Source organism: Acrocarpospora catenulata, assembly GCF_018476525.1.
Taxonomy (GTDB): domain Bacteria; phylum Actinomycetota; class Actinomycetes; order Streptosporangiales; family Streptosporangiaceae; genus Acrocarpospora; species Acrocarpospora catenulata.
The window spans coordinates 18,051-36,751 of record NZ_JAHCST010000034.1 but is presented as its reverse complement, the minus strand read 5'-3'; the positions used below and the strand labels follow the sequence as shown (position 1 = coordinate 36,751).

The 18,701-nt window shown below is 68.1% G+C and carries 22 protein-coding genes; 12 read left to right on the top strand and 10 right to left on the bottom strand.

Annotation, left to right across the window (positions count from 1 at the left end; genetic code table 11):
- Window positions 1-3 precede the first annotated feature (3 nt).
- Together KIP79_RS28490 and KIP79_RS28485 are read right to left on the bottom strand one after the other, a co-directional pair.
- Window positions 4-1,338 (bottom strand): sensor histidine kinase, encoded by a 1,335-nt coding sequence (locus KIP79_RS28490; protein WP_214108015.1) that lies wholly within the window; start codon window positions 1,336-1,338, stop codon window positions 4-6.
- Window positions 1,335-2,228 (bottom strand): sigma-54-dependent transcriptional regulator family protein, encoded by an 894-nt coding sequence (locus tag KIP79_RS28485; RefSeq protein ID WP_214108014.1) that lies wholly within the window; start codon window positions 2,226-2,228, stop codon window positions 1,335-1,337. The genes KIP79_RS28490 and KIP79_RS28485 overlap by 4 nt, the downstream gene beginning before the upstream one ends.
- A gap of 791 nt (window positions 2,229-3,019) precedes the next feature.
- Here KIP79_RS28485 and KIP79_RS49680 point away from each other — a divergent pair.
- From KIP79_RS49680 to KIP79_RS28470, 3 genes are all read left to right on the top strand, one after another.
- Window positions 3,020-4,375 (top strand): family 2 encapsulin nanocompartment cargo protein terpene cyclase, encoded by a 1,356-nt coding sequence (locus tag KIP79_RS49680; protein ID WP_308169934.1) that lies wholly within the window; start codon window positions 3,020-3,022, stop codon window positions 4,373-4,375.
- Between the two features lie 51 nt (window positions 4,376-4,426).
- A complete protein-coding gene (locus KIP79_RS28475) occupies window positions 4,427-5,281 on the top strand; it encodes a geranyl diphosphate 2-C-methyltransferase (RefSeq protein WP_308169933.1) in 855 nt (284 codons plus the stop codon).
- 471 nt (window positions 5,282-5,752) lie between these two features.
- Window positions 5,753-6,394, top strand: coding sequence for a DNA alkylation repair protein (locus KIP79_RS28470; protein ID WP_214108059.1), 642 nt, complete (start codon window positions 5,753-5,755; stop codon window positions 6,392-6,394).
- 79 nt (window positions 6,395-6,473) lie between these two features.
- Here KIP79_RS28470 and KIP79_RS28465 read toward each other — a convergent pair whose 3' ends face one another.
- Complete coding sequence (locus KIP79_RS28465) at window positions 6,474-7,070, bottom strand: acyl-CoA-like ligand-binding transcription factor (protein ID WP_214108012.1); 597 nt, start codon at window positions 7,068-7,070, stop codon at window positions 6,474-6,476.
- A gap of 75 nt (window positions 7,071-7,145) precedes the next feature.
- On the opposite strand from KIP79_RS28465, the gene KIP79_RS28460 reads away from it, so the two are divergent.
- Window positions 7,146-8,006, top strand: coding sequence for an SDR family NAD(P)-dependent oxidoreductase (locus tag KIP79_RS28460; RefSeq protein ID WP_214108011.1), 861 nt, complete (start codon window positions 7,146-7,148; stop codon window positions 8,004-8,006).
- A 300-nt stretch (window positions 8,007-8,306) separates the two neighbouring features.
- A complete protein-coding gene (locus KIP79_RS28455; RefSeq protein WP_214108058.1) occupies window positions 8,307-8,576 on the top strand; it encodes a Tn3 family transposase in 270 nt (89 codons plus the stop codon).
- A 96-nt stretch (window positions 8,577-8,672) separates the two neighbouring features.
- Here the strand turns inward: KIP79_RS28455 and KIP79_RS28450 are convergent, their stop codons facing one another.
- The 5 genes from KIP79_RS28450 to KIP79_RS28430 form a co-directional block, all read right to left on the bottom strand.
- Window positions 8,673-9,914, bottom strand: coding sequence for an RNA polymerase sigma factor (locus tag KIP79_RS28450; RefSeq protein ID WP_214108010.1), 1,242 nt, complete (start codon window positions 9,912-9,914; stop codon window positions 8,673-8,675).
- Window positions 9,911-10,234, bottom strand: a complete 324-nt coding sequence (locus KIP79_RS28445) for a YciI family protein (RefSeq protein WP_214108009.1) — start codon at window positions 10,232-10,234, stop codon at window positions 9,911-9,913. The genes KIP79_RS28450 and KIP79_RS28445 overlap by 4 nt, the downstream gene beginning before the upstream one ends.
- A 54-nt stretch (window positions 10,235-10,288) precedes the next feature.
- Complete coding sequence (locus KIP79_RS28440) at window positions 10,289-10,912, bottom strand: dihydrofolate reductase family protein (protein WP_214108008.1); 624 nt, start codon at window positions 10,910-10,912, stop codon at window positions 10,289-10,291.
- A 420-nt stretch (window positions 10,913-11,332) separates the two neighbouring features.
- The gene (locus KIP79_RS28435) at window positions 11,333-11,692 is read right to left on the bottom strand and encodes a spore germination protein GerW family protein (protein ID WP_214108007.1); all 360 of its coding nucleotides are present in this window, start codon (window positions 11,690-11,692) and stop codon (window positions 11,333-11,335) included.
- A 232-nt stretch (window positions 11,693-11,924) separates the two neighbouring features.
- Window positions 11,925-12,479 carry a DinB family protein gene (locus tag KIP79_RS28430; protein ID WP_214108006.1) on the bottom strand — a complete coding sequence of 185 codons (555 nt, stop codon included), beginning with the start codon at window positions 12,477-12,479 and terminating at the stop codon, window positions 11,925-11,927.
- 96 nt (window positions 12,480-12,575) lie between these two features.
- Here KIP79_RS28430 and KIP79_RS28425 point away from each other — a divergent pair, with 96 nt between their 5' ends.
- From KIP79_RS28425 to KIP79_RS28415, 4 genes are all read left to right on the top strand, one after another.
- A complete protein-coding gene (locus KIP79_RS28425) occupies window positions 12,576-13,529 on the top strand; it encodes a helix-turn-helix transcriptional regulator (protein WP_214108005.1) in 954 nt (317 codons plus the stop codon).
- A gap of 97 nt (window positions 13,530-13,626) precedes the next feature.
- Window positions 13,627-13,962: a DUF3885 domain-containing protein gene (locus KIP79_RS50390; protein WP_443611862.1), complete on the top strand. Its 336-nt coding sequence runs from the start codon at window positions 13,627-13,629 to the stop codon at window positions 13,960-13,962.
- The gene (locus tag KIP79_RS28420) at window positions 13,913-14,290 is read left to right on the top strand and encodes a VOC family protein (protein WP_214108004.1); all 378 of its coding nucleotides are present in this window, start codon (window positions 13,913-13,915) and stop codon (window positions 14,288-14,290) included. The genes KIP79_RS50390 and KIP79_RS28420 overlap by 50 nt, the downstream gene beginning before the upstream one ends.
- A 71-nt stretch (window positions 14,291-14,361) precedes the next feature.
- Window positions 14,362-14,760 carry a hypothetical protein gene (locus KIP79_RS28415; protein ID WP_214108003.1) on the top strand — a complete coding sequence of 133 codons (399 nt, stop codon included), beginning with the start codon at window positions 14,362-14,364 and terminating at the stop codon, window positions 14,758-14,760.
- Window positions 14,761-15,033: 273 nt separating this feature from the next.
- Here KIP79_RS28415 and KIP79_RS28410 read toward each other — a convergent pair whose 3' ends face one another.
- Both KIP79_RS28410 and KIP79_RS28405 read right to left on the bottom strand, forming a co-directional pair.
- Window positions 15,034-15,843, bottom strand: a complete 810-nt coding sequence (locus KIP79_RS28410) for an MBL fold metallo-hydrolase (RefSeq protein ID WP_214108002.1) — start codon at window positions 15,841-15,843, stop codon at window positions 15,034-15,036.
- Window positions 15,837-16,433 (bottom strand): dihydrofolate reductase family protein, encoded by a 597-nt coding sequence (locus KIP79_RS28405; protein WP_214108001.1) that lies wholly within the window; start codon window positions 16,431-16,433, stop codon window positions 15,837-15,839. Before KIP79_RS28405 ends, KIP79_RS28410 begins: the two co-directional genes overlap by 7 nt.
- Window positions 16,434-16,507: 74 nt before the next feature.
- Here KIP79_RS28405 and KIP79_RS28400 point away from each other — a divergent pair, with 74 nt between their 5' ends.
- From KIP79_RS28400 to KIP79_RS28390, 3 genes are all read left to right on the top strand, one after another.
- Window positions 16,508-17,011: a winged helix-turn-helix transcriptional regulator gene (locus KIP79_RS28400; RefSeq protein ID WP_214108000.1), complete on the top strand. Its 504-nt coding sequence runs from the start codon at window positions 16,508-16,510 to the stop codon at window positions 17,009-17,011.
- A gap of 196 nt (window positions 17,012-17,207) precedes the next feature.
- Window positions 17,208-17,600, top strand: a complete 393-nt coding sequence (locus KIP79_RS28395) for a hypothetical protein (protein ID WP_214107999.1) — start codon at window positions 17,208-17,210, stop codon at window positions 17,598-17,600.
- A 314-nt stretch (window positions 17,601-17,914) separates the two neighbouring features.
- Window positions 17,915-18,691: a rod shape-determining protein gene (locus KIP79_RS28390; protein ID WP_214107998.1), complete on the top strand. Its 777-nt coding sequence runs from the start codon at window positions 17,915-17,917 to the stop codon at window positions 18,689-18,691.
- The last annotated feature ends 10 nt before the right edge of the window (window positions 18,692-18,701 follow it).

Here is an 18,701-nt window from a genome sequence, read left to right as displayed (position 1 = left end):
CCCTCACGCCTGCGTGTTGAGCGGGAGACGCAGGACGAAGCGTGCTCCGCCGCCCGAGGGCGCGTCCTCGGCGTGCAGGGTGCCGTGGTGGGCGTGGGCGATGTCACGGGCGATGGCCAGGCCCAGCCCGGTGCCGCCGCGGTCGCGGCTGCGGGCGGTGTCCAGCCGGGTGAAGTGCTGGAAGATGTGCTCGCGCTCCGCTGGAGGCACACCAGGGCCGTCGTCGGTGACGCTGAGCTCGGCCATGTCTCCGGCGCGGCGCACCGTGACCGCCACGTCGCCCACGGCATGCCGTTGCGCGTTGTTCAGCAGGTTGTCCAGCACCCGGCGGATCTGTTCCGGGACGGCGTCGGTCGTCACGCCGGCGGTGAGCTCGAGCCGTACCGGGTGCGGATCGCCGGTGCGGCGCGCGGTGCCGGCCTTGGCCAGTACGGCCAGGTCGACGGGCTCCAGAGCGGCGGGCGGTGCCGCTCCGATCCGGGCCAGGAAGAGGAGGTCGCTGACGATGGCCTGCAGCCGGTCCACATCGCCCAGGGTGTGTTTCACCAGGTCGGCGAGGTCGGTCTCGCCGGGGTGAAGTTGCGCCTCCTCCAACTTGGCCCGTAGCCCGGCCAGCGGGGTGCGCAGTTCGTGCGAGGCGTCGGTGGTGAAGCGCCGCTGGCGGTCGAGCGCCCGCTGCAACGACGCGGTGACGCGCTCCAGCTCCGCGGATATCGCGTGCTCACGGGTGTAGCGGCGGGCGTTGTCGACGCACACCGCGGCGCGGCCGACCAGTTCCTCGGCCAGGGCGAGGTCGTCCTCCTCGAACGCGTCCTTGCCCATGGCGCGGTAGAAGCTCACCACCCCGAGCGTGACGCCCCGGGCCCGCATCGGCACCGTGATGAGCGAGTGGATGCCCTGCTCACAGATTCTCCGGCCGCGCTCGGGATCCTGTGCCAGCCACCCGAAGCTGGTGGACAACACCGAGCCGAGCACCGGCTCCTCGGTGGCGAGGCTGCGCCCCTGCGGCGTGGACGGGAGCGGGTGGATGAGCGCGCCGAGCGGGTACAGCGCGGCCTCCTCCCTGATGCCCGCGAAGGCGACCCGGCGCACCCCCGCGTCCATGCTGCCGGGCTCATCGCCCCGCAGGACACGGTCGGTCAGGTCGACGGCGACGTAGTCGGCGAACCGGGGGACGGCCACCTGGGTCAGTTCCTCGGCGGTCCGGGTGACCTCCAGGGTGGCGCCGACGCGGGAGCCCGCGTCGCAGAGCAGGCTGAGCCGCTCGCGCGCCCGCAAGGCGAGCCGGCCGATGCCCGGCTCGCTGACGGCGAGCAGCCACTCCTCGGTTCCGGTCATCCTCGCCCGTTCGGCCGGGTCTCCTGGCCGTCGCTGAGCGACGCCCTGACCGCGATGGCGGTGGAACCGATGATCGGCTGGGCCACGAGCGTGGCGGTGCGGCCATCCGAGAGGGCCATCTTGACCACCGCCGCCCGGCCCTGGGCGACCAGCCGCACGGCGGCGTCCTCCAAGGCGAGCCGATCACGGCGACACAGGTCCATAGGTGCTGTCGCGACGCCTCCGTCTGGCGTCCGGAGGAACTCCTCCATCAGGGCCCGCTCGTGTTCGGCCGCCATTTCGAACAGGCGCCGCTCCACGGCGGCGGCCGATCGCTGGGCCAGGATCATCATCTCCGCGTTGGCCGTGTCGTTCGGGCCGACGACGCTGATGACCCCGTCCACCCGCCCGCTGAGCGGATGGCGTATCGGTGCGGCCATGCCGGTGAACCCGCGCAGTTCCTCCGCGAAGTGCTCACTGCCGGTGACCTGGCAGATTCGCCGTTCCACCAGCGCCGAGCCGAAGGCGTTGGTGCCCATGTCCGCCTCGGAGAAGCGGAACCCGGGCGCGGCGCCGACCGCGTCCAGAGCCCGGCCAAGGGCCGGTTCGCCCTCGTTGCGCAGGAACATCACCCCACTCGCATCGCCCAGGAACATGCTCACCGAGGTGCCCGCGACGACGGTACGCAGCCGCTCGAACACGGGCCGGGCCGCGCGGACCACCCCACAGTCGAAATCAAGATCACCGAGCAGGCGCGCCTGCACCGTGCCGGGCGTCAGTCCCGCCTCCTGGCACCGCCGCCACGAATGCAGGATCGCGGCGCGTACGTCGTTCTCCGTGGCCTTCCCGTCCAGGAACAGCTCCACGAGCTTCTCGTCGGGCCCTCCCCCGTCGTCCCAGCCATCTGCCATCCGGCTCACTCCAAAGACTTCCGCACAGTGAGCTTTCTGCATCCTCCGCCCAGAATACGGAGGAACCGCATCTCGGATCTCATGTCCCGGCAAAGAAATGCCAGGTCCTGGCCTTCCCTGGGAGAGGTCGCCATTGCCCGCGCACCCTCGGACGGCGGCCTCGCGCTCGCTTCGCGCGCCCACAGGAAGGCTCAGGTGATCCTCCCGCCCGCGCCGATGGCCTACCTGGCCGGGCCCCAGGCGTCGGCTTTGCTCGTCGATGTGGTCCAGGGAGCCTGCGATGACGATCGTGACCGCACGTGCGCCTCTACGTGCGCCTCTGGTGCCGCCAAGCCGTCCTTGCCGCGGTCGACATGCCCTGGCCCGCCCCACCGACATGTTTCCACATAAGGTTATTGTCGATAATTGAAGGGCAATGTCGGCATATCGGTGCGAATATGATACGCAAAGAAAGGCCATTGCGCGGGCATGGGGGCGCCTTTATCATTGAGGAGCGCAGCCGAAATTGTGCGCGACAGGCAAGAAATGCAGCAACGCTTGTGGGGCAGTGCATATTTCTTTTTCCAGCAGAAATGCTAGGGAGTCGTGGGGGCTGGGTGCAAAATCGTCACCTTCCGTCTGTGAACATGCCGGGAATTGCACGAAATGCAAATCAATGACCCGGACGTAATGTTCCGTCTGGTATTCAGCGGCGCCCCTGGTTTCGGAGCGATCGGGATTCTTGAAGACATCGACGTCGCTGCGCCTCGCTCCTGACCAACCAACCGTCCACGAGCCTAGGAGGGGGCGTAATGCCCGAGTTCGGCGAAAATGACACCCTCGCTCCGTTGGATCGCCTGCTAGCCGGTCCAACGGGTCTGGGGACCGCTACTCTTCGCTTCCCTGCCCCACAGTGGCCGGTGAATGATGAACCTGAGGTCACCGAGTCGCACGCGACCGTGCCAACGACAGTAGACGGGCCGACTCCCCTACCGACGGGCCCCACCGGTACGGGAACCTCCGGGCTCCGTATTGCCACCGTTGATGCATCGACCATTGAAACGCCGACCGTTGATGCGCCGACCTTCCCCGAGCCTGCCTACGTGGACGGGCACCAACCACCCCGTCTCAGTGCCCCGCCGGACCCAGGCCTGCTCGTACGCCGTTACAGTCTCGCCCCGCTGCCATACCAGGAGCGGGAGTGGGGCGACGGGTCGTACCCGCCGCTGTACTGCCCGGAGACCGTACGAATCGACGAACCCCTGGCCACCGAGGTGAACCGCCGTTTGGTGGCCTGGGCGGAGCAGGTCGGTATCCACGCCGGCCGGATCGAGGACTTCCGGGACACCGGATACGGCCGACTGGCCATGCTCACCCACCCCGACACCGACGAACCCGACATGGTGCTGATCTCGGCGCAGATGAACGCCGCATGGTGGGCGGCCGACGACTACTACGCCGACGAGACCGCACTCGGCGCGACCCCGACCGAACTCCCCCCGCGACTCGCCCTGGTGATGTCGGCCATGGACCCGCCCCCGCCCGCCGGCGACTACACCGGCCAACTGGAGGAGGCGATAAACGCCGACCCCGTCCTGGTCGCACTGAGATCCGCCACCGGCCACCTCTCCCGCCACGCCACCCCCTCCCAGGTCATGCGGGCCTGCTCCACCACGAACCAGATGTTCGTGAGCTGGACCGCCTACGCCGCCTGGCGCTACCTGGAAACGCTGCCCCCCGTCTGGCGCTACCTGGCGGCCCGGCAACACGACAGTTTCTACACGTCCATGACCCTCATCGATGTCGTCGGCGAGTACGAACTGCCCGCCAACCTCTTCTACGACCGGCGGTTCCACAGCGCCCTGATGCAGGCGGGTACCGCCAGCGTCATCGTCAACGACCTCCACTCCGTGGCCAGGGAGGCGGCCGACGAACTCCCCGACTCCAACGTGGTCCTGCTCATCGCCGCCGAGGAGAAATGCTCCACCCGCGAAGCCACCGAACGCGCCGTCGCCCTCCACAACGACTTCGTCCGGGGCTTCGAAGCCAGCCAACGAGAACTCGCCGCCGTCCCCTCCGCGGAACTCCACCGTTTCCTGCGTGGCGCACAGGCCTGGATGGCGGGCTGCCTCGAATGGCACGGCACCACCAACCGCTACAGATCGTGACCCCCCTCCGCTGGTTGCACCCATCATCACTCAGCGAAAGGAATTCCCTCGGTGACTGTTACCCAAGGTGACCACGTCCTCAGCAGTCTCTACCAGCGCTCCGTCGCCGACTACTGGAACACCGAGAAGAACCCAGTCAATCTCCGCCTGGGCGAAGTCGACGGCATTTACCACCACCACTACGGCATCGGCGAGGTGGACTGGTCAGTCCTGGAGGGCCCGGAAGAGACCCGCGAGGAGCGAGTGACCAGGGAACTCCACCGGCTTGAATCCGCGCAGGCCGACCTGCTCATGAGCCATCTCGGCCCGCTACAGCCCCACCACCGCGTCCTGGACGCCGGCTCGGGCCGCGGCGGCTCCTCCCTCGTGGCCAACCTCCGGTACGGCTGCCACGTGGACGGCGTCTCCATCTCCGAATCCCAGGTCGACTTCGCCAACGAGCAGGCCAGACTGCGCGGGGTCGACGACAAGGTGCGCTTCCACTTCCGCAACATGCTCGACACCCGATTCCCGACGGGATCCCTCCAGGCAAGCTGGAACAACGAGAGCACGATGTACGTCGAACTCGGCCTGCTGTTCGCCGAACACGCCCGGCTCCTGTCCCGCGGCGGCCGCTACGTCTGCATCACCGGCTGCTACAACGACGCCTACGGCCTCCCCTCCAAAGCCATCAGCCAGATCAACGCCCACTACATCTGCGACATCCACCCGCGCAGCAACTACTTCAGGGAAATGGCGGCCAACCGCCTCGTCCCGGTCAGCGTCGTCGACCTCACCGCCGCCACCATCCCCTACTGGGAACTCCGCGCCCGAACCCACCTCGCCACCGGCATCGAACAAACCTTCCTCGACGCCTACAACAACGGCAGCTTCCAATACCTACTCATCGCCGCCGATCGCATCTGAGGCACGTTTACAAAGACCCTCGGATAGATCAGAGAACACCAACCCAACCCGGCAACCCAGCCGGGGGCGTGGGGGGCTGTGCCCCCCACCTCGGGGGTCGGGAGATCGCTTCCCGGAACCTCCATGATCGCTTTCCGGGGATGACGAGCGTGGCTGCGGGGCGGCCGCATGTGGTCGTCCCGATCCCCGGGAGATGATCATCAGCCGTTCCTACCAGCCAGCGCTCCAGGCCGCGGCCGAGGGTAGCTGCGAGTATCACCGAGTCCTTCGAGACCTGCGCACCAACCGGAACCAGCCGGGCGGCTTCTGGGTGGCAAAGACAACCCGCCGGCGGCAGATGAGGCGACGATCGCTTACTGCACCGATCTCGGTGAGGAGACCGACTTCCGTCGTAGGCTGAATCTCGCACGTGATCGACAGGAGGCTGCGGTGGCCGAGACGACGCGGACCGAGACGACGGTGGCCGAGGTGATGGCCGAGCTGGCGGCGCTCGAGGACCCGAGGGCACGCGAGGTGAACGAGAAACACGGTGACGATCACGGTGTGAACCTCAGCAAGCTGCGCGGGCTCGCGAAGCGGCTCAAGACGCAGCAGGAACTCGCGTGCCGGCTCTGGGAGACGGGCGACACCGCGGCGAGACTGCTGGCGATCCTGATCTGCCGTCCGAAGGCGTTCGAGCGTGACGAGTTGGATCTCATGGTGCGCGAGGCGCGCACGCCCAAGGTGCACGACTGGCTCGTGAACTACGTGGTGAAGAAGAACCCGCACTCCGACGAGCTGCGCCTGGCCTGGTTCGCCGATCCGGATCCCGTGGTCGCGAGTGCCGGCTGGGCGCTGACCACCGAACGCGTGACGAAGAAGCCCGAGAGCCTCAACCTCGCAGGGCTGCTCGACGTCATCGAGGCGGAGATGAAAGACGCCCCGGATCGCCTGCAGTGGGCGATGAACCACTGCCTGGCTCAGATCGGGATCGACCACGCCGAGCACCGCGCCCGTGCACTTGACATCGGTGAGCGCCTGGAGGTGCTCAAGGACTACCCGACTTCCCCGGGCTGCACGTCGCCGTTCGCGCCCATCTGGATCACCGAGATGGTGCGCCGACAGCACGCTTAGACGGTGGCTCATTTGGTCCCTTTCCCCCACGGCCACTGTCTGGCTCCGGATTAGGGACGCCCCTGGCGCGGCGCGGGGGTCAGCGGATCGTTTCCATCGCGCGGTCCAGGATCGCGGAGAGCGACTGCGGATGATCGTTTGAGGTCCAAGCGGTCAGCGCTGCCTCGACGCAGCCCAGGGCAGCGGCGATCACCGCGTTGGCTCGCGGGTCGGAGTCGTCCGTCGGGTCGGCGTCGAGCCTGCGCGCGATCTCGGGGCGGAGCAGTTCGTGCCACCGCGCGTTCTTCTCCCGATGCCGGGCAGCCAACGCGGGCGTGTTCACGACCAGCCGGGCGAGACGTCTGGTGCGCTCGTCGTCGGCTTCGTACCGCTCGATGAGTGGATCCAGTGCACGCCGCATAGCGGTCCAGGGCGTTTCGTGGGATGGCCGAGCGGTGAGCGCGTCACGCAGTTGTTCGCCGGCGTCGGCCACTTCGCCGAACAGCGCGTCCTCCTTCGACGGGAAGTACCGGAAGAACGTGCTCCGGGAGATCTCGGCGACCGCGCAGATGTCATCCACCGTCGTCTCCTCGTAGCCGCGCTCGAGGACCAGGTCCATGACGATCGCAGCCACCTCGGCACGCATCGCCTGACGGGCGCGCGCCCGCGCGCCGCGCGTGATGCTGTTCGAACTCACCGCATCACGGTACTACACGCCATTAGTGGTACCGTGTCCCACATAAGAGACTGAGTTTCTATCAGGAAGAGACCGATGAGCGAAAAGAAGGTCGTCGTCATCACGGGTGCGAGCGACGGCATCGGCGCCGCCGCCGCACGTCGGCTGCACGCGAACGGGCATACCGTCGTCGTCGTGGGCCGCTCACCCGAGAAGACCCGCACCATCGCCGCGGAGCTCGGAGTCGACAGCTACGTCGCGGACTACACCCGCCTCGACGACGTCGAGCGCCTTGCGGGCGAACTCAACAGCGCGTATCCGCGGATCGATGTGCTCGCGAACAACGCCGGCGGGGTGTTCGGCACGCGGACGAAGACAGTGGACGGCTTCGAGAAGACCTTCCAGGTCAACCACCTCGCGCCGTTCCTCCTCACCCGCCTCCTCCTCGACACGCTCCTGGCGTCCCGCGCGTCGGTATTGCAGACCTCCAGCACGGTGCGGTTCGCCAAGAAACTCGATCTGGACGACCTCGATCACGATCGGAACTACGATCCGGTGCACGCCTACGGCGCCTCGAAGCTGGAAAACATCCTGTTCACGACCGAACTCCATCGCCGCTATCACGCGAGGGGTATCTCGGCGGCGTCGTTCTACCCCGGCAATGTCGCAACGAACTTCGCCTCGGACACCACCAGCCCGATCATGCGCTTTGTCCGCTTCCTCGCATCCAACCCGCTGATTCGGCGCGCCATGCTCTCCACACCCGACCAGGGCGCGGACCAGATCGTGTGGCTCGCCGAGAGCGTTCCCGGAATCGACTGGCAGCCCGGTGCCTACTACTACAAGCGCAGAGCCAGCAAACCGCGAAACCCGCAAGCGCTCGACGCCGATCTCGCCCGCGGACTCTGGAAGCGCTCCGAGGAGATGCTCGCGAAACGGCTACCTGATCGTGCCTAGAACGAGCTCGGTACCCCCCGCCCCAGGTGGTCCTTGCGGATGCCCCAGATCAAGTACACGCCGTCACCCCAGATCATCCGGGCCCTGGTGTCCTCGGCCACTTGGCCCGTGACCGACACCCGACCGGCCAACGGCGGTAACGAGCCGAGGCGGGCGGAGTTACCGCCGTCCACGGCTCCGATGTGGGTCGGTGCGACGAGGCGTCTGCCCTTGTAACGGTTCGCCTGCTCTGGGTTGGTTACCGGTGGGTCCGCCCTACCTTGCGGCCCATGCCGGCGGATTTCCTGACAGAAGGGCGAGCTGTACCACCGCTACGAACGCGGCCTGGAGAACCAGCTGGGCGTGCTGGGGCTTGTTCTGAATTGCGTGGTTTTGTGGACGACTGTCCACCTTGACGCCGCCATCCGCCAGCTCAAGGCGCAGGGCTACCCGGTCCGCCACGAGGACATGGCCCGGCTCAGCCCGTTCGTGCGCAAGCATCTGGGCGTGCACGGCGCCTACAACTTCCTGCTGCCCGCCCCCGGCGCCATCCGCGACCCCGACGCACCCGACGACGAAGACGAAAGCTGACGAACCCGGCTGCCCCGAAGGAAACATGATCGTGACTGCTCGCCCCCACTGGCCGACGCCAGCGCCCTCGCAAAGCGCGCTCTTCAAGCGCGGGCGCTACTGCAGTTGGTCGCGGCGGCGGGTGAGGTAGGCGGTCTCGCCGGTGTTGCCGGCCAGCTCGATGGCCCGGTCGTAGGCCGCGCGTGACTGCTGACTTTGGCCCAGCCGGCGCAGCAGGTCGGCGCGGGTGGCGTGGTAGGCGTGATAGCCGGCCAACGCCTCGGCGAGGCGGTCAACGATGGCCAGTGCCACCTCCGGCCCGTCGAGCTCGGCCACGGCGATGGCCCGATTGAGGGCGATGATCGGCGAGGGGTCGAGGCGGACGAGCTGGTCGTAGAGGGCGAGGACCTGCGACCAGTCGGTGTCGCGGATGTCGCGGGCGGAGGTGTGCACCGCGTTGATCGCGGCGAGGATCTGATAGCGACCCGGAGCCACCCCGGCAGCGGCAGCGGCCAGGCGCTCGCGCACCAGCCGATGACCTTCGGCGATCAGTTCCGCGTCCCAGGCACCGCGGTCCTGCTCGGCCAGGGGGACCAGTTCGCCGCTGGCCGAGAGCCGGGCGGGGTGGCGGGCCTCGATGAGCAGCATCAGCGCCAGCAGCCCGGCCACTTCTCCGTCCTGTGGCAGGAGCGCGCGGATCAGGCGGGTGAGCCGGATCGCCTCGGTGGTCAGATCGTGTCGTACGGGATAGGTGTCGGGGCCGCTGGCCAGGTAACCCTCGTTGAAGATGAGGAACAGGACGGCCAGGACGCCGGAGACACGAGCCGGCAGATCGTCGGCGGACGGCATCCGATAGGGGATGCGAGCCGCCTTGATCTTGGCCTTCGCGCGGGTGATGCGCTGCTCCATGGTGGTCCCCTGCACCAGGAAGGCACGGGCGATCTCGGGCACGGTCAGACCGCCGACCATGCGCAGCGTCAGCGCCACGCGGGTCTGCATCGCCAGCGCCGGGTGGCAGCAGGTGAAGATCAGCCGGAGCCGGTCGTCGTCGATGGCGCCGACGGGCTCGGGCGGGTCGTCGTCGTACACCATCTGCGCCTCTCTGTGCTTGTCGTCGCGCTTGTTCTCGCGCCGGATCCGGTCGATGGCCTTGCGGTTGGCGGTGGTGGTCAGCCAGGCGCCCGGGTTGGGGGGCACGCCGTCGGCCGGCCACCGCTCCACGGCGGTCGCGAAGGCCTCGGCCGCCGCCTCCTCGGCGATGTCGAGATCACCGAAGCGCCTGGTCAGGGCGGCGACCACCCGGGCCCACTCCTCGTGGTGGGCGCGGGTGACGGCCTCGCGGACGTCGGCGTCGTTCACTGGAACGGCCGCACCTCGATCTTCCGGTCGCAGACCTTCGACGCCTCGGCGGCGAGCGTGAGCGCCACGTCCAGGTCGGGCGCCTCCCACACCCAGACGCCGGCGAGGTACTCCTTCGACTCCGCGAAAGGCCCGTCGCTGAACACCGCCTGCTCGCCCCGGTTGTCGACGACCGTGGCCGCGTCGGTGTCCGCGAGTCCGCCCGCGAAGACCCAGTAGCCCTCGGCGATCAGTCGTTCGTTGAACGCGCTGATGGCGGGCTGCCTGTCCGTGCTGCCGGGATCGCTCTTGTCATCGATCACTGAAACCAGGTACCGCATCTGAAGATCATCTCCTGTGGTGTACAAGACGGCGTGGTTCGGTGGTCAGGGACGTCAAGCCGTTGGCGCGTACTGCGGGCGCCCGGCGGGCCGGTAGACCTGGATCGTCACGCCCTTGGAGTCGACACGCGACTCGACCAGCTCAAGGGCGAGATCCGGGCCGGTCTCCGGGAACAGGCGCGCGCCCTGGCCGAGGATAACCGGGACGGTGATCAGCGTCATCTCGTCGACCAGGTCGTTCTCCAGCAGCCACCGGGTCAGGATGCCACTGCCGTGAACCTGCAGCTCGCCCCCCGGCCGGGCCTTCAGTTCCCGGACGGCGGCCGCGACCTCTCCGGACAGGACGGTCGTGTCCGACCACGCCGGATCGGTGAGCGTGGTCGATGCCACGTACTTGGGCCGCGTGTTCAACGCTTCCACGACCGACTCCCAGCCCGGAGCATCCTGGACCGTCATGGTGCCCCATGAGCCGGCGAACAGCTCGTAGGTCCGCCGGCCGAACAGGAAGGCCTCGGCGCGCTGGTAGGTCCGGTTGATGAACGCGTGGGTCTCGTCGTCGCCCCTCCCCAGGGCCCATCCGCCGCGCTCGAATCCGTTCCCGCGGTCCTCGTCCGACGCGCCGCCGTTTCCCTGCGTCACTCCATCGATGGTGACCTGAGTCATGGTCGTCAGCTTCATGATCGCGGTTCCTTCGCCTTGGCGCCGCCCCCTGTGGACGGCCTCACCCCTGCTACGAACACCACCACCCCGATCCGACACCCCCTCCCGGACTTCTTCGAAGAAATTTCCGGGACGCCGGTCGTCAGCGATCCGACAACACAACAGTTTCGCGGCGACTGCGCTCCGCCTCCTCAAGCGCGCCCAGCGCGGACAAGCTCGTGGACCAGATCGAACGCGAAGATCCTGACCAGTGGTGGCGGGTGTCGAACGGTTCGGGCGCGAGGGCAACCTCGTCGGTGGCGTAGCCGCCGAAGCGCTGGATGCGGGCGTCAGGCCGAGCACGGCATCGGCTTCGGCGGGATGGTTCCGAGCCGGCCAGCTCGGCCGCCACGGTGGTGAGCGCGTACAACGCGCGCCGCTGTCAGGGTCTGCGGGTACTCATCGCCGCTTGTCGCCCTTGGCGCGTAACCGCGCGAGCGTCCTGATCGTCAGTAGCCCGGCGATCGCGACTACCTGGCAGCCAATGATGAACCGGTTGATATCGACCAGCGCGTGCCAGCGCACATCGCCGCCCTTGATGACGATCATTCCGACCGGTGTGGCGCTCAGGCCGAACCCGCCACCGGAGCCCTCACCGCCCTCCTCACCCTTATGTCCGCCGCCACCCCCGCCGCCGCCTCCTCCGGCAATCCGGGCAACAGGGATAACCGTGACATCCCCCTGGGTAATCGGGCGTCCGAAGACCCGGTCGACCGCCGCCGCCTCCCGCGCTTTGTCGATCATGTCGATCACATTCATCGTCCCGATCCCTCCTCGTGGCCGCACCCGACCAGCCTGCCGTGTGGGCGAACCAGATTTACCTCTCCAGTTTGCGCCAGCACACGCCTTCCCGCTGGAGGCCAAGGTCCTGACTCATGAGATCACTTCTGCGGTGGCGCGCTTGCTCGTCGCGGCAACACTTGCATGGACGACGTGGTTGACCCCAGTCACGCCGTTGCCGGCGCGAGCAGTGTGCGCGACACGTCGCTGTTCAGCCCATGCTTTTGGCGCCGTCCAGGGACTCGCGGATGATGTCGGCATGGCCGGCGTGCTGGGCGGTCTCGGCGATGATGTGCATCAGCACCCGGCGGGCCGACCACCGCGTGTCGGCCTCGAACCACGGGGCCTTGGGCAGCGGCTGGGAGGCGTCCAGGTCGGTCAGGGTGGCGACCAGTTCGTCGGTCCGGCGGGCCACCTCGGCGTAGTCGGCCAACACACCGGACAGCGTCTCATCGGGCAGCAACCGGAACTCGTCGGCCCGCCGGGCCCAGTCGGCCTCGGTCATGGCGGTGAAGTCGCCCATCGCCGACGGGCCGTCCAGGATGAAGTTCACCCAGGCCCGCTCGACCGCGGTGACGTGCTTGATCAGGCCGCCCAGGCACAGCTCACTGGCGGTGGTCCGCAGCCTGGCCTGCTCGTCGGTGAGGTCGCGGGTGGTAAAGCGCAGGAAGTGCCGGTGCTTGGCCAGCATCGCCAGCAGGTCGGCACGCTCGCCGGTGGCAATCGGCGCGTCGACGCTGTCGCGGGTCAGCTCGTTGACGGTCATGGTCGCTGCCTTCCGTTGTTCTGTTCGGTCAGTCACTGACCACTCTGGCGGGAATAACGGTCACTTTCTGACCTGAATAACGGCAGAATCCAGAGTGTGGCGAACACCAGCTCCCGGACTCTGCGGTTGCTGTCCCTCTTCCAGACTCACCGGCACTGGCAGGGCACCGAACTGGCCGAGCGGCTGGGAGTCTCGGCCCGCACCCTGCGCCGGGACATCGACCGGTTGCGCGAACTGGGCTATCCGGTCGAAGCGCAGCGTGGCGTGGACGGCGGCTACCAACTCGCCGCCGGCGCGGCACTGCCGCCGTTGGTGATCGACGACGAGGAGGCGGTCGCCTTGGCCGTGGGACTGCAGGCCGCCGCGCAAGGCGCGGTGGAAGGCGTCGCCGAGGCCTCGGTGCGGGTGCTGGCCAAGGTGGTGCAAGTGATGCCGGCCCGGCTGCGGCGCCGGATCGACGCCCTGCGCGCGATGACCACGACCGTCGGCTGGGACGGCCCGGCCGGGGCGGGCGTCGACCCAGGCGTGCTCACCGCGGTCGCGCTGGCCTGCCGGGACAGCGAACGGCTCCGCTTCTCCTACACCGCCGCCAACGGCCAGTGCACCGACCGGCACACCGAACCGCATCGACTGGTCTGCCTCAGCCGCCGCTGGTACCTGGTCGCCTACGACCTCACCCGGCACGACTGGCGCAGCTTCCGGGTCGATCGGCTCACCGCGCCGCAGGGCACCGGTTCCCGGTTCCGGCCTCGCGACCTGCCCGCCGCCGACGCCGCTGAGTTCGTCCGTACAGGCCTGGACAACCTGCCCCGCCCGTACCAGGTGGAGGTCCTGGTCGACGCCCCGGCCGCGACCGTACGCGAACGGATCGGCAAGTGGAGCACGGTCGAGAAGATCGACGCCGAGCACTGCCGGGTACGCATGACCGCCGACTCCCTGGACTGGCCGACCATGGCACTGGGCGTGCTCGGCGCTGATTTCCGCGTCCTCAACCCGCCCGAACTGCTCGACCAGATCCACAACTGGGGAGCCCGGTTCAACCGGGCCTAGCTCGAAGAACGCGCTCCGGACTGTACAGCTACCCCTACGGTCGGTCCGCAACCGTGATCAGGAGGATTCCGGTTGACGAGCACAAGGGCGCGTCCGCATGTGGCCGTGTCCTAGAACGGACCCAAGCCGTGCTGAAATGCCTTCGCGCCCGAACTCATCGCCTCCCTACGCTGGCCGGATGACGTGGAATTGCGTGCTCGACAACTGGCCCGAGCTGAGTGCTCGATGGCAGGCGAACTGGCCGGATTGTCCACCGGTCGCCCACGAGCTGAAGCGGTTCTACGCCTCACGCTGGGTCCGCTTCCACAGCCTTCCGGAATCCAAGCGCTATGCGGATACACCAGCCGAGGCGGAGCGAGGAGCGTTCGCCTATTCTGCTTCTCGTGATCGCCAAGCTGCAGTGTGTGGTACTGGACTGTGCCGATGTGGATGAACTGTCCCGGTTCTATGCCGAGCTTCTTGGCGGTGTGGTGAACCAGCCCGATCCGCGATGGTCTGTGGACGACACCTGGGCCACCCTCCACACCAGCGACGGGTTGGTCTTCGCCTTTCAGCGCGTGGAAGACCATCGGCCGCCTCAGTGGCCGGACCCCGCTCGCCCGCAGCAGTTCCACCTCGACTTGGGGGTCCCGGATCTCGACCAGGCTGAGGAGCAGGTCCTCAAGCTCGGTGCCACGCTGCTGGATGCCGGCGACGACAGGCGTGGTTGGAGGATCTACGCAGATCCGGCAGGTCACCCGTTCTGCCTCGTCCGCGACTAACGAGCGGACCATTGGGTCCGCCAGTGGTCGTTTTCCGAATAATCCAGCCCTTGAACGGCTACTTTCAGACAGTGGACGAGCAGACGCTTCCAAGACCGGGCATGACGATCAGCGTCCGGACGCGCCAGGACATTGTGATCGTGGATCCGGCGCGCTTCATGGCGGCCGCGCGTGCGGCATATCGTGACCTCCACCCTGACATCAGCCAGGAGGCCGCGGCCGAGAGCGTCGCAGATGTGTACGACGCGGTCGGTACCCTGCTGGACCGGTTCGGACGGCTGACGGCCGATGCGCAAGAGATGCCGATCGGCCGCGGTGGGTTACTTCCGGGCCAACGTGTCCCGGACCGCCCGGACGGCCTATCCCCGGCGGGCGTACTCCAACAGATCGTGCTCAACGATCCAATGCCGTTGCAGGACTACGGCTGTTTCCTACCTGAAGATCCGTTCGCCTTGCCCTCCGACTCCTGATCGGCTCCCGGCTGGTCGCGATGGACTGGCCACGTAGGTCGGACTCCGGTAGGACCCGACTCACCCTTGGCCCGAGGTGGACCCGCCGGAGTGAAAGGTCTCCGTCGGCGTCGGCCACAAGCCCCTCGCAGACGCCCAGCTCGCCGCCGCAGAGGGCAACCCCCGCTGACCAGCCCGACCACCCCTGGAGAACGTCGTGATCCCGACCGGCGACCCGCGCGTACTGGCTGTGTCGCACACCGATCGCTAGCGGGGCGCCCCGTCGGGCTCGCTTCATTGGGCGAGGCGCTGGAGTTGCCCTTCGTGTACGTCGCTCACCCACTCCCAGCCAGGCTTGGCCGATGGGCCGACCCGTGGGTCTACGGGGACTTGGCCGTTCCGCAAGGCGAGTACGTAAGCCCGATCCTGGTCGATCCGTGCCTGTACCTGGTCGGATCCGCCGACGGAACCGTGGCCGGGGACGACGACATCGACGTCGCTCGCCACGCCCTCGAGCAGCCGCAGCGCGGTGAGGTAGTCCTCGATCGGGTCCGCGGTGTCGTCCAAGTCGAGCATCGGAACCAGAACATCGGAAAGCATGTCGCCGGCGACGAGAACCCGGCGTTCCTCGATCAACAGCGCCGCGTGGCCCGGGGCATGCGCTTGATGCTCGATGATCCGGACTTGAGGGCCATCCCAAGGAATCCGCGCGGTTTCGGCGGGCAGGCCGGTAATGAGGCCGAGTAGGTCCAGCGGTACCTGCCCGGCGATTTCCGTCTCGAGCAGGTGGTCGGCGATGCGGGCCTTCGCACCCGCGTCCGACAGCTGATCTCGGACAGCGGCCGCGCAGCGCGCCGTGCCGTAACGGGGCGCCTCACCGAGCCGGGCGTGCCAGAGCAGGTGATCCCAATCGGGATGCGTGGAAAACCCTGCCACAACGGGCTGACCCAACTCGCGAAGGTCGCTCGCCAGGCAGTCGATCTCGGCGCCGGTCACCCCGGGGTCGATGAGCAACACACCGGCCCGGCCCTGCACCACAACGGCGTTGGTCTGCACGAACTCGCTCTCGTGGACCAGCACGCCCTCCGCGACCTGCCTCAGCACGAGCTCGCCTCCTTTACATCCTGGATGGCGTAGTGATGCATCGTGACGCCCTGCTTGAACGATCGCTGCTCGAGCAGGTCGAGCTCGATCGGCACGTCGTAGTCGTCGAACAGCGGCCTGCCGAAGCCGAGGATCGCGGGATGGGTGAAGAGCAGGAGCTCGTCGAGAAGCCCCGCCCGGAGCAGCTGCGTCGCGAGCGCCGCGCCGCCCACACTGATGCTGCCGTCGGTCCCGGCCCGCAGGGCGGCGAGTTGCTCGATCGCGTCGTCTCCGCCGATGATCCGGGTGTTGTGATCGGCGCTGCGGCGGGTGCGGGAGACAAGCACCTTGGGCTTGGCTGTCCAGATCTCGCCGTATTCACGCATGAAGTCCGGCAGTGACGCGTCCTCGCCCGCCTGTGGCCAGTACTCCTCCATGACCTCGTAGTAGACCCGGCCATGGACCATGAGCGCGAGCGCCTGCGTCAGCGCGTTGCACTCGCGGTGCAGTTCCTCGTGGATGCGTAGCCACTCGCCAGCACCGTTGTCCCCAGGAACTTGCTCGATCCGCAGGTCGAGGGACACCTGCATCGAATAGACGAAGCGGCCCATCAGCTCCTCCTTCCAAGAGTGGTTGTATTCTGCAACTACTATCGTCAGGGCGAAATACCTGTCAAGGAGGAATCGTGGAACCACGGTCCGGGTGTCCGATCAATGCCGCCGTCGAGGTGCTCGGAGATCGCTGGTCGTTGCTCGTGCTGCGCGACGTCATCTTCGGCGACCGCCGCTACTTTCGGGCGCTGCTCACCGGGTCGATCGAGGGCATCGCTTCGAACATCCTCGCCGACCGCCTTGTGCGGCTCGTCGACGCGGGGATCCTCACCCGCGGCACCGCCGCGCGGGGGCAGCGCGCTCGCTACAGCCTCACTGAATCCGGTATCCAGACTCTTCCGATCATCTATGCCCTCGGCAACTGGGGCCTCGACTGGCGCCCGGGCAGCGACGAGCTCCGGATCCGGCAGCAGCTCATGCGCGATGAGGGTCCGGCGTTCATCGAGGAGCTCATGGACGAGCTTCGCGTCCGCCACCTCGACGCCCCGCCGAAGCCGCACGACGGTTCAGGCCCGTTCGAACGCCTCGACGCCGCCTACGCCGCGGCCGCCGAGCAAGAACACGTCGATCAACGGTGACGGAACGGCCCCCGCCCTGATACGTCTGATCAGCGGCGAGGACCGCTTCGAAGCGCTGTGTACGATCATCGCGGCGCAGCGGCCTGATCTGCTGGTCAGGCAGGGACGCGTCGGCTGGGAGGACGACGTCAGGCTGATCCGCCACCGGTGATGGCCTGGCATGTCTTTTCCGATGGTCTGGGCTATGGTCGGCGCTATGACGGGACCGTGGAGAACTCCACAAGGGTCCATCGCGCTCGCGGACGTGATGGGCCTGGTCCTGCTGTCCCTGCTGTCGCTGTCGCTGGTGGTGACCGGCGCGTCGGGCAGCGTGAGCAGCGGCGGCCCGGCCGTTGGGCAAGGGCCGGGCTCCGGCCCGTCGTGGACTGCGGGCGGATGGGATACCGACCCGGCCAGCCTGCCGCCGCCGGCGGGCGGCACCCGCGAGCACCACGTACTGTCGCTGTGGCCACCGCTGCGCGGCGAACGCCATGGTGGGCTCGCCCATCTGGCGCTACTGCCGTCGCCGGGCTCGGACGCGGACACGCTCCGCGATCCTCAGCAACTGGCGCACCGCACCGCGGGCTCGCGCAGCCCGCCGGTCATCTAGTCGACGTCTTCCCTATCCGGCTCTGCGGCCAGGAGCGCCGCGGGGTCTGACCGTACGTCCACACCCGCGTCAGGCTCTCCGCTGGCGCTTGTGCCGTCGCACCGGGAGAGAGCGAGCGGGAGGACGAACTGTCTAGGCCCTCCATCTGGGCCGCCTGTCTTGCTCTCGACGTCCAGCTAGGAGCCGATCATCGTCATGGCCGTTGTCAGATCAATCCACGTTCATCCACGGCCGGAACACCTGTGCGGGCTCGTGCCCTGCCGGTCGGCCGCCCCTCTCGTGCGGCTCAGCCCGGCGGCTCCCGGGAGTGCGGGATGAGCCCGGTTCCACGCCTTGCGGCGCTCGACCTGGGCACCGCGCGTACCCGGTCGCTGGCTTTGGACCGGAACGCCCTGGCCGACTGGCCGTCGGCGATCATGAAACGGTCGTCCGTCTCCGGCGCGACGGATCTCGTGCGGCCCATCCGGCACGGCATGGTGGCCGACCCGGACGCCTGTCGGCGGCTGGTGCGCATGGTGTTGCACGACACCCGGCTCTACGACAAGCGGCCGCTGGCGCGGGTGCTGGCCGGGGTGCCGATGGCGGCCTCTGCGAGCGATCGCCGGGCGGTCCGCGCCGCGGTCACCGAGATCGCCGGATGCGAGGTGACGCTGGTGGAGGAGCCGCTGGCCGCCGCCGTCGGCGTCGGCCTGGACGTCATCGGCCCCCGGCCGTGCCTGGTGCTGGACGTCGGGGCAGGCATCGTCGAGGCCGTAGCCCTCGGGGAGGGGGCCGTCATCGACGCGGTCGCCCTCCAGCTCAGCGCCACCACCGGTATGGGGCTGGCCGAATATGCTTTGGAGAGCGTCGTCAACATGACGGCAGGCCTGATCCGCCGCCTGCCGGCCGACTCACGCCGGGCCACGCGCGCCCGTGGCCTGGTGGTCACCGGCGGCGGCGCGCACCAGGAGCTGCTGCTGAGCCGCCTGCGCGCCACGTTGCGGCTGCCGATCAGCGCGGCACCGCAGCCGCAGCACGCCACCGTCCGCGGACTGATGCGACTGTGTCTGCAGCCGTCTCTGGCAGCCAGTCTCGCCCTGCCCGACGGCTGAAGAGGGCCGT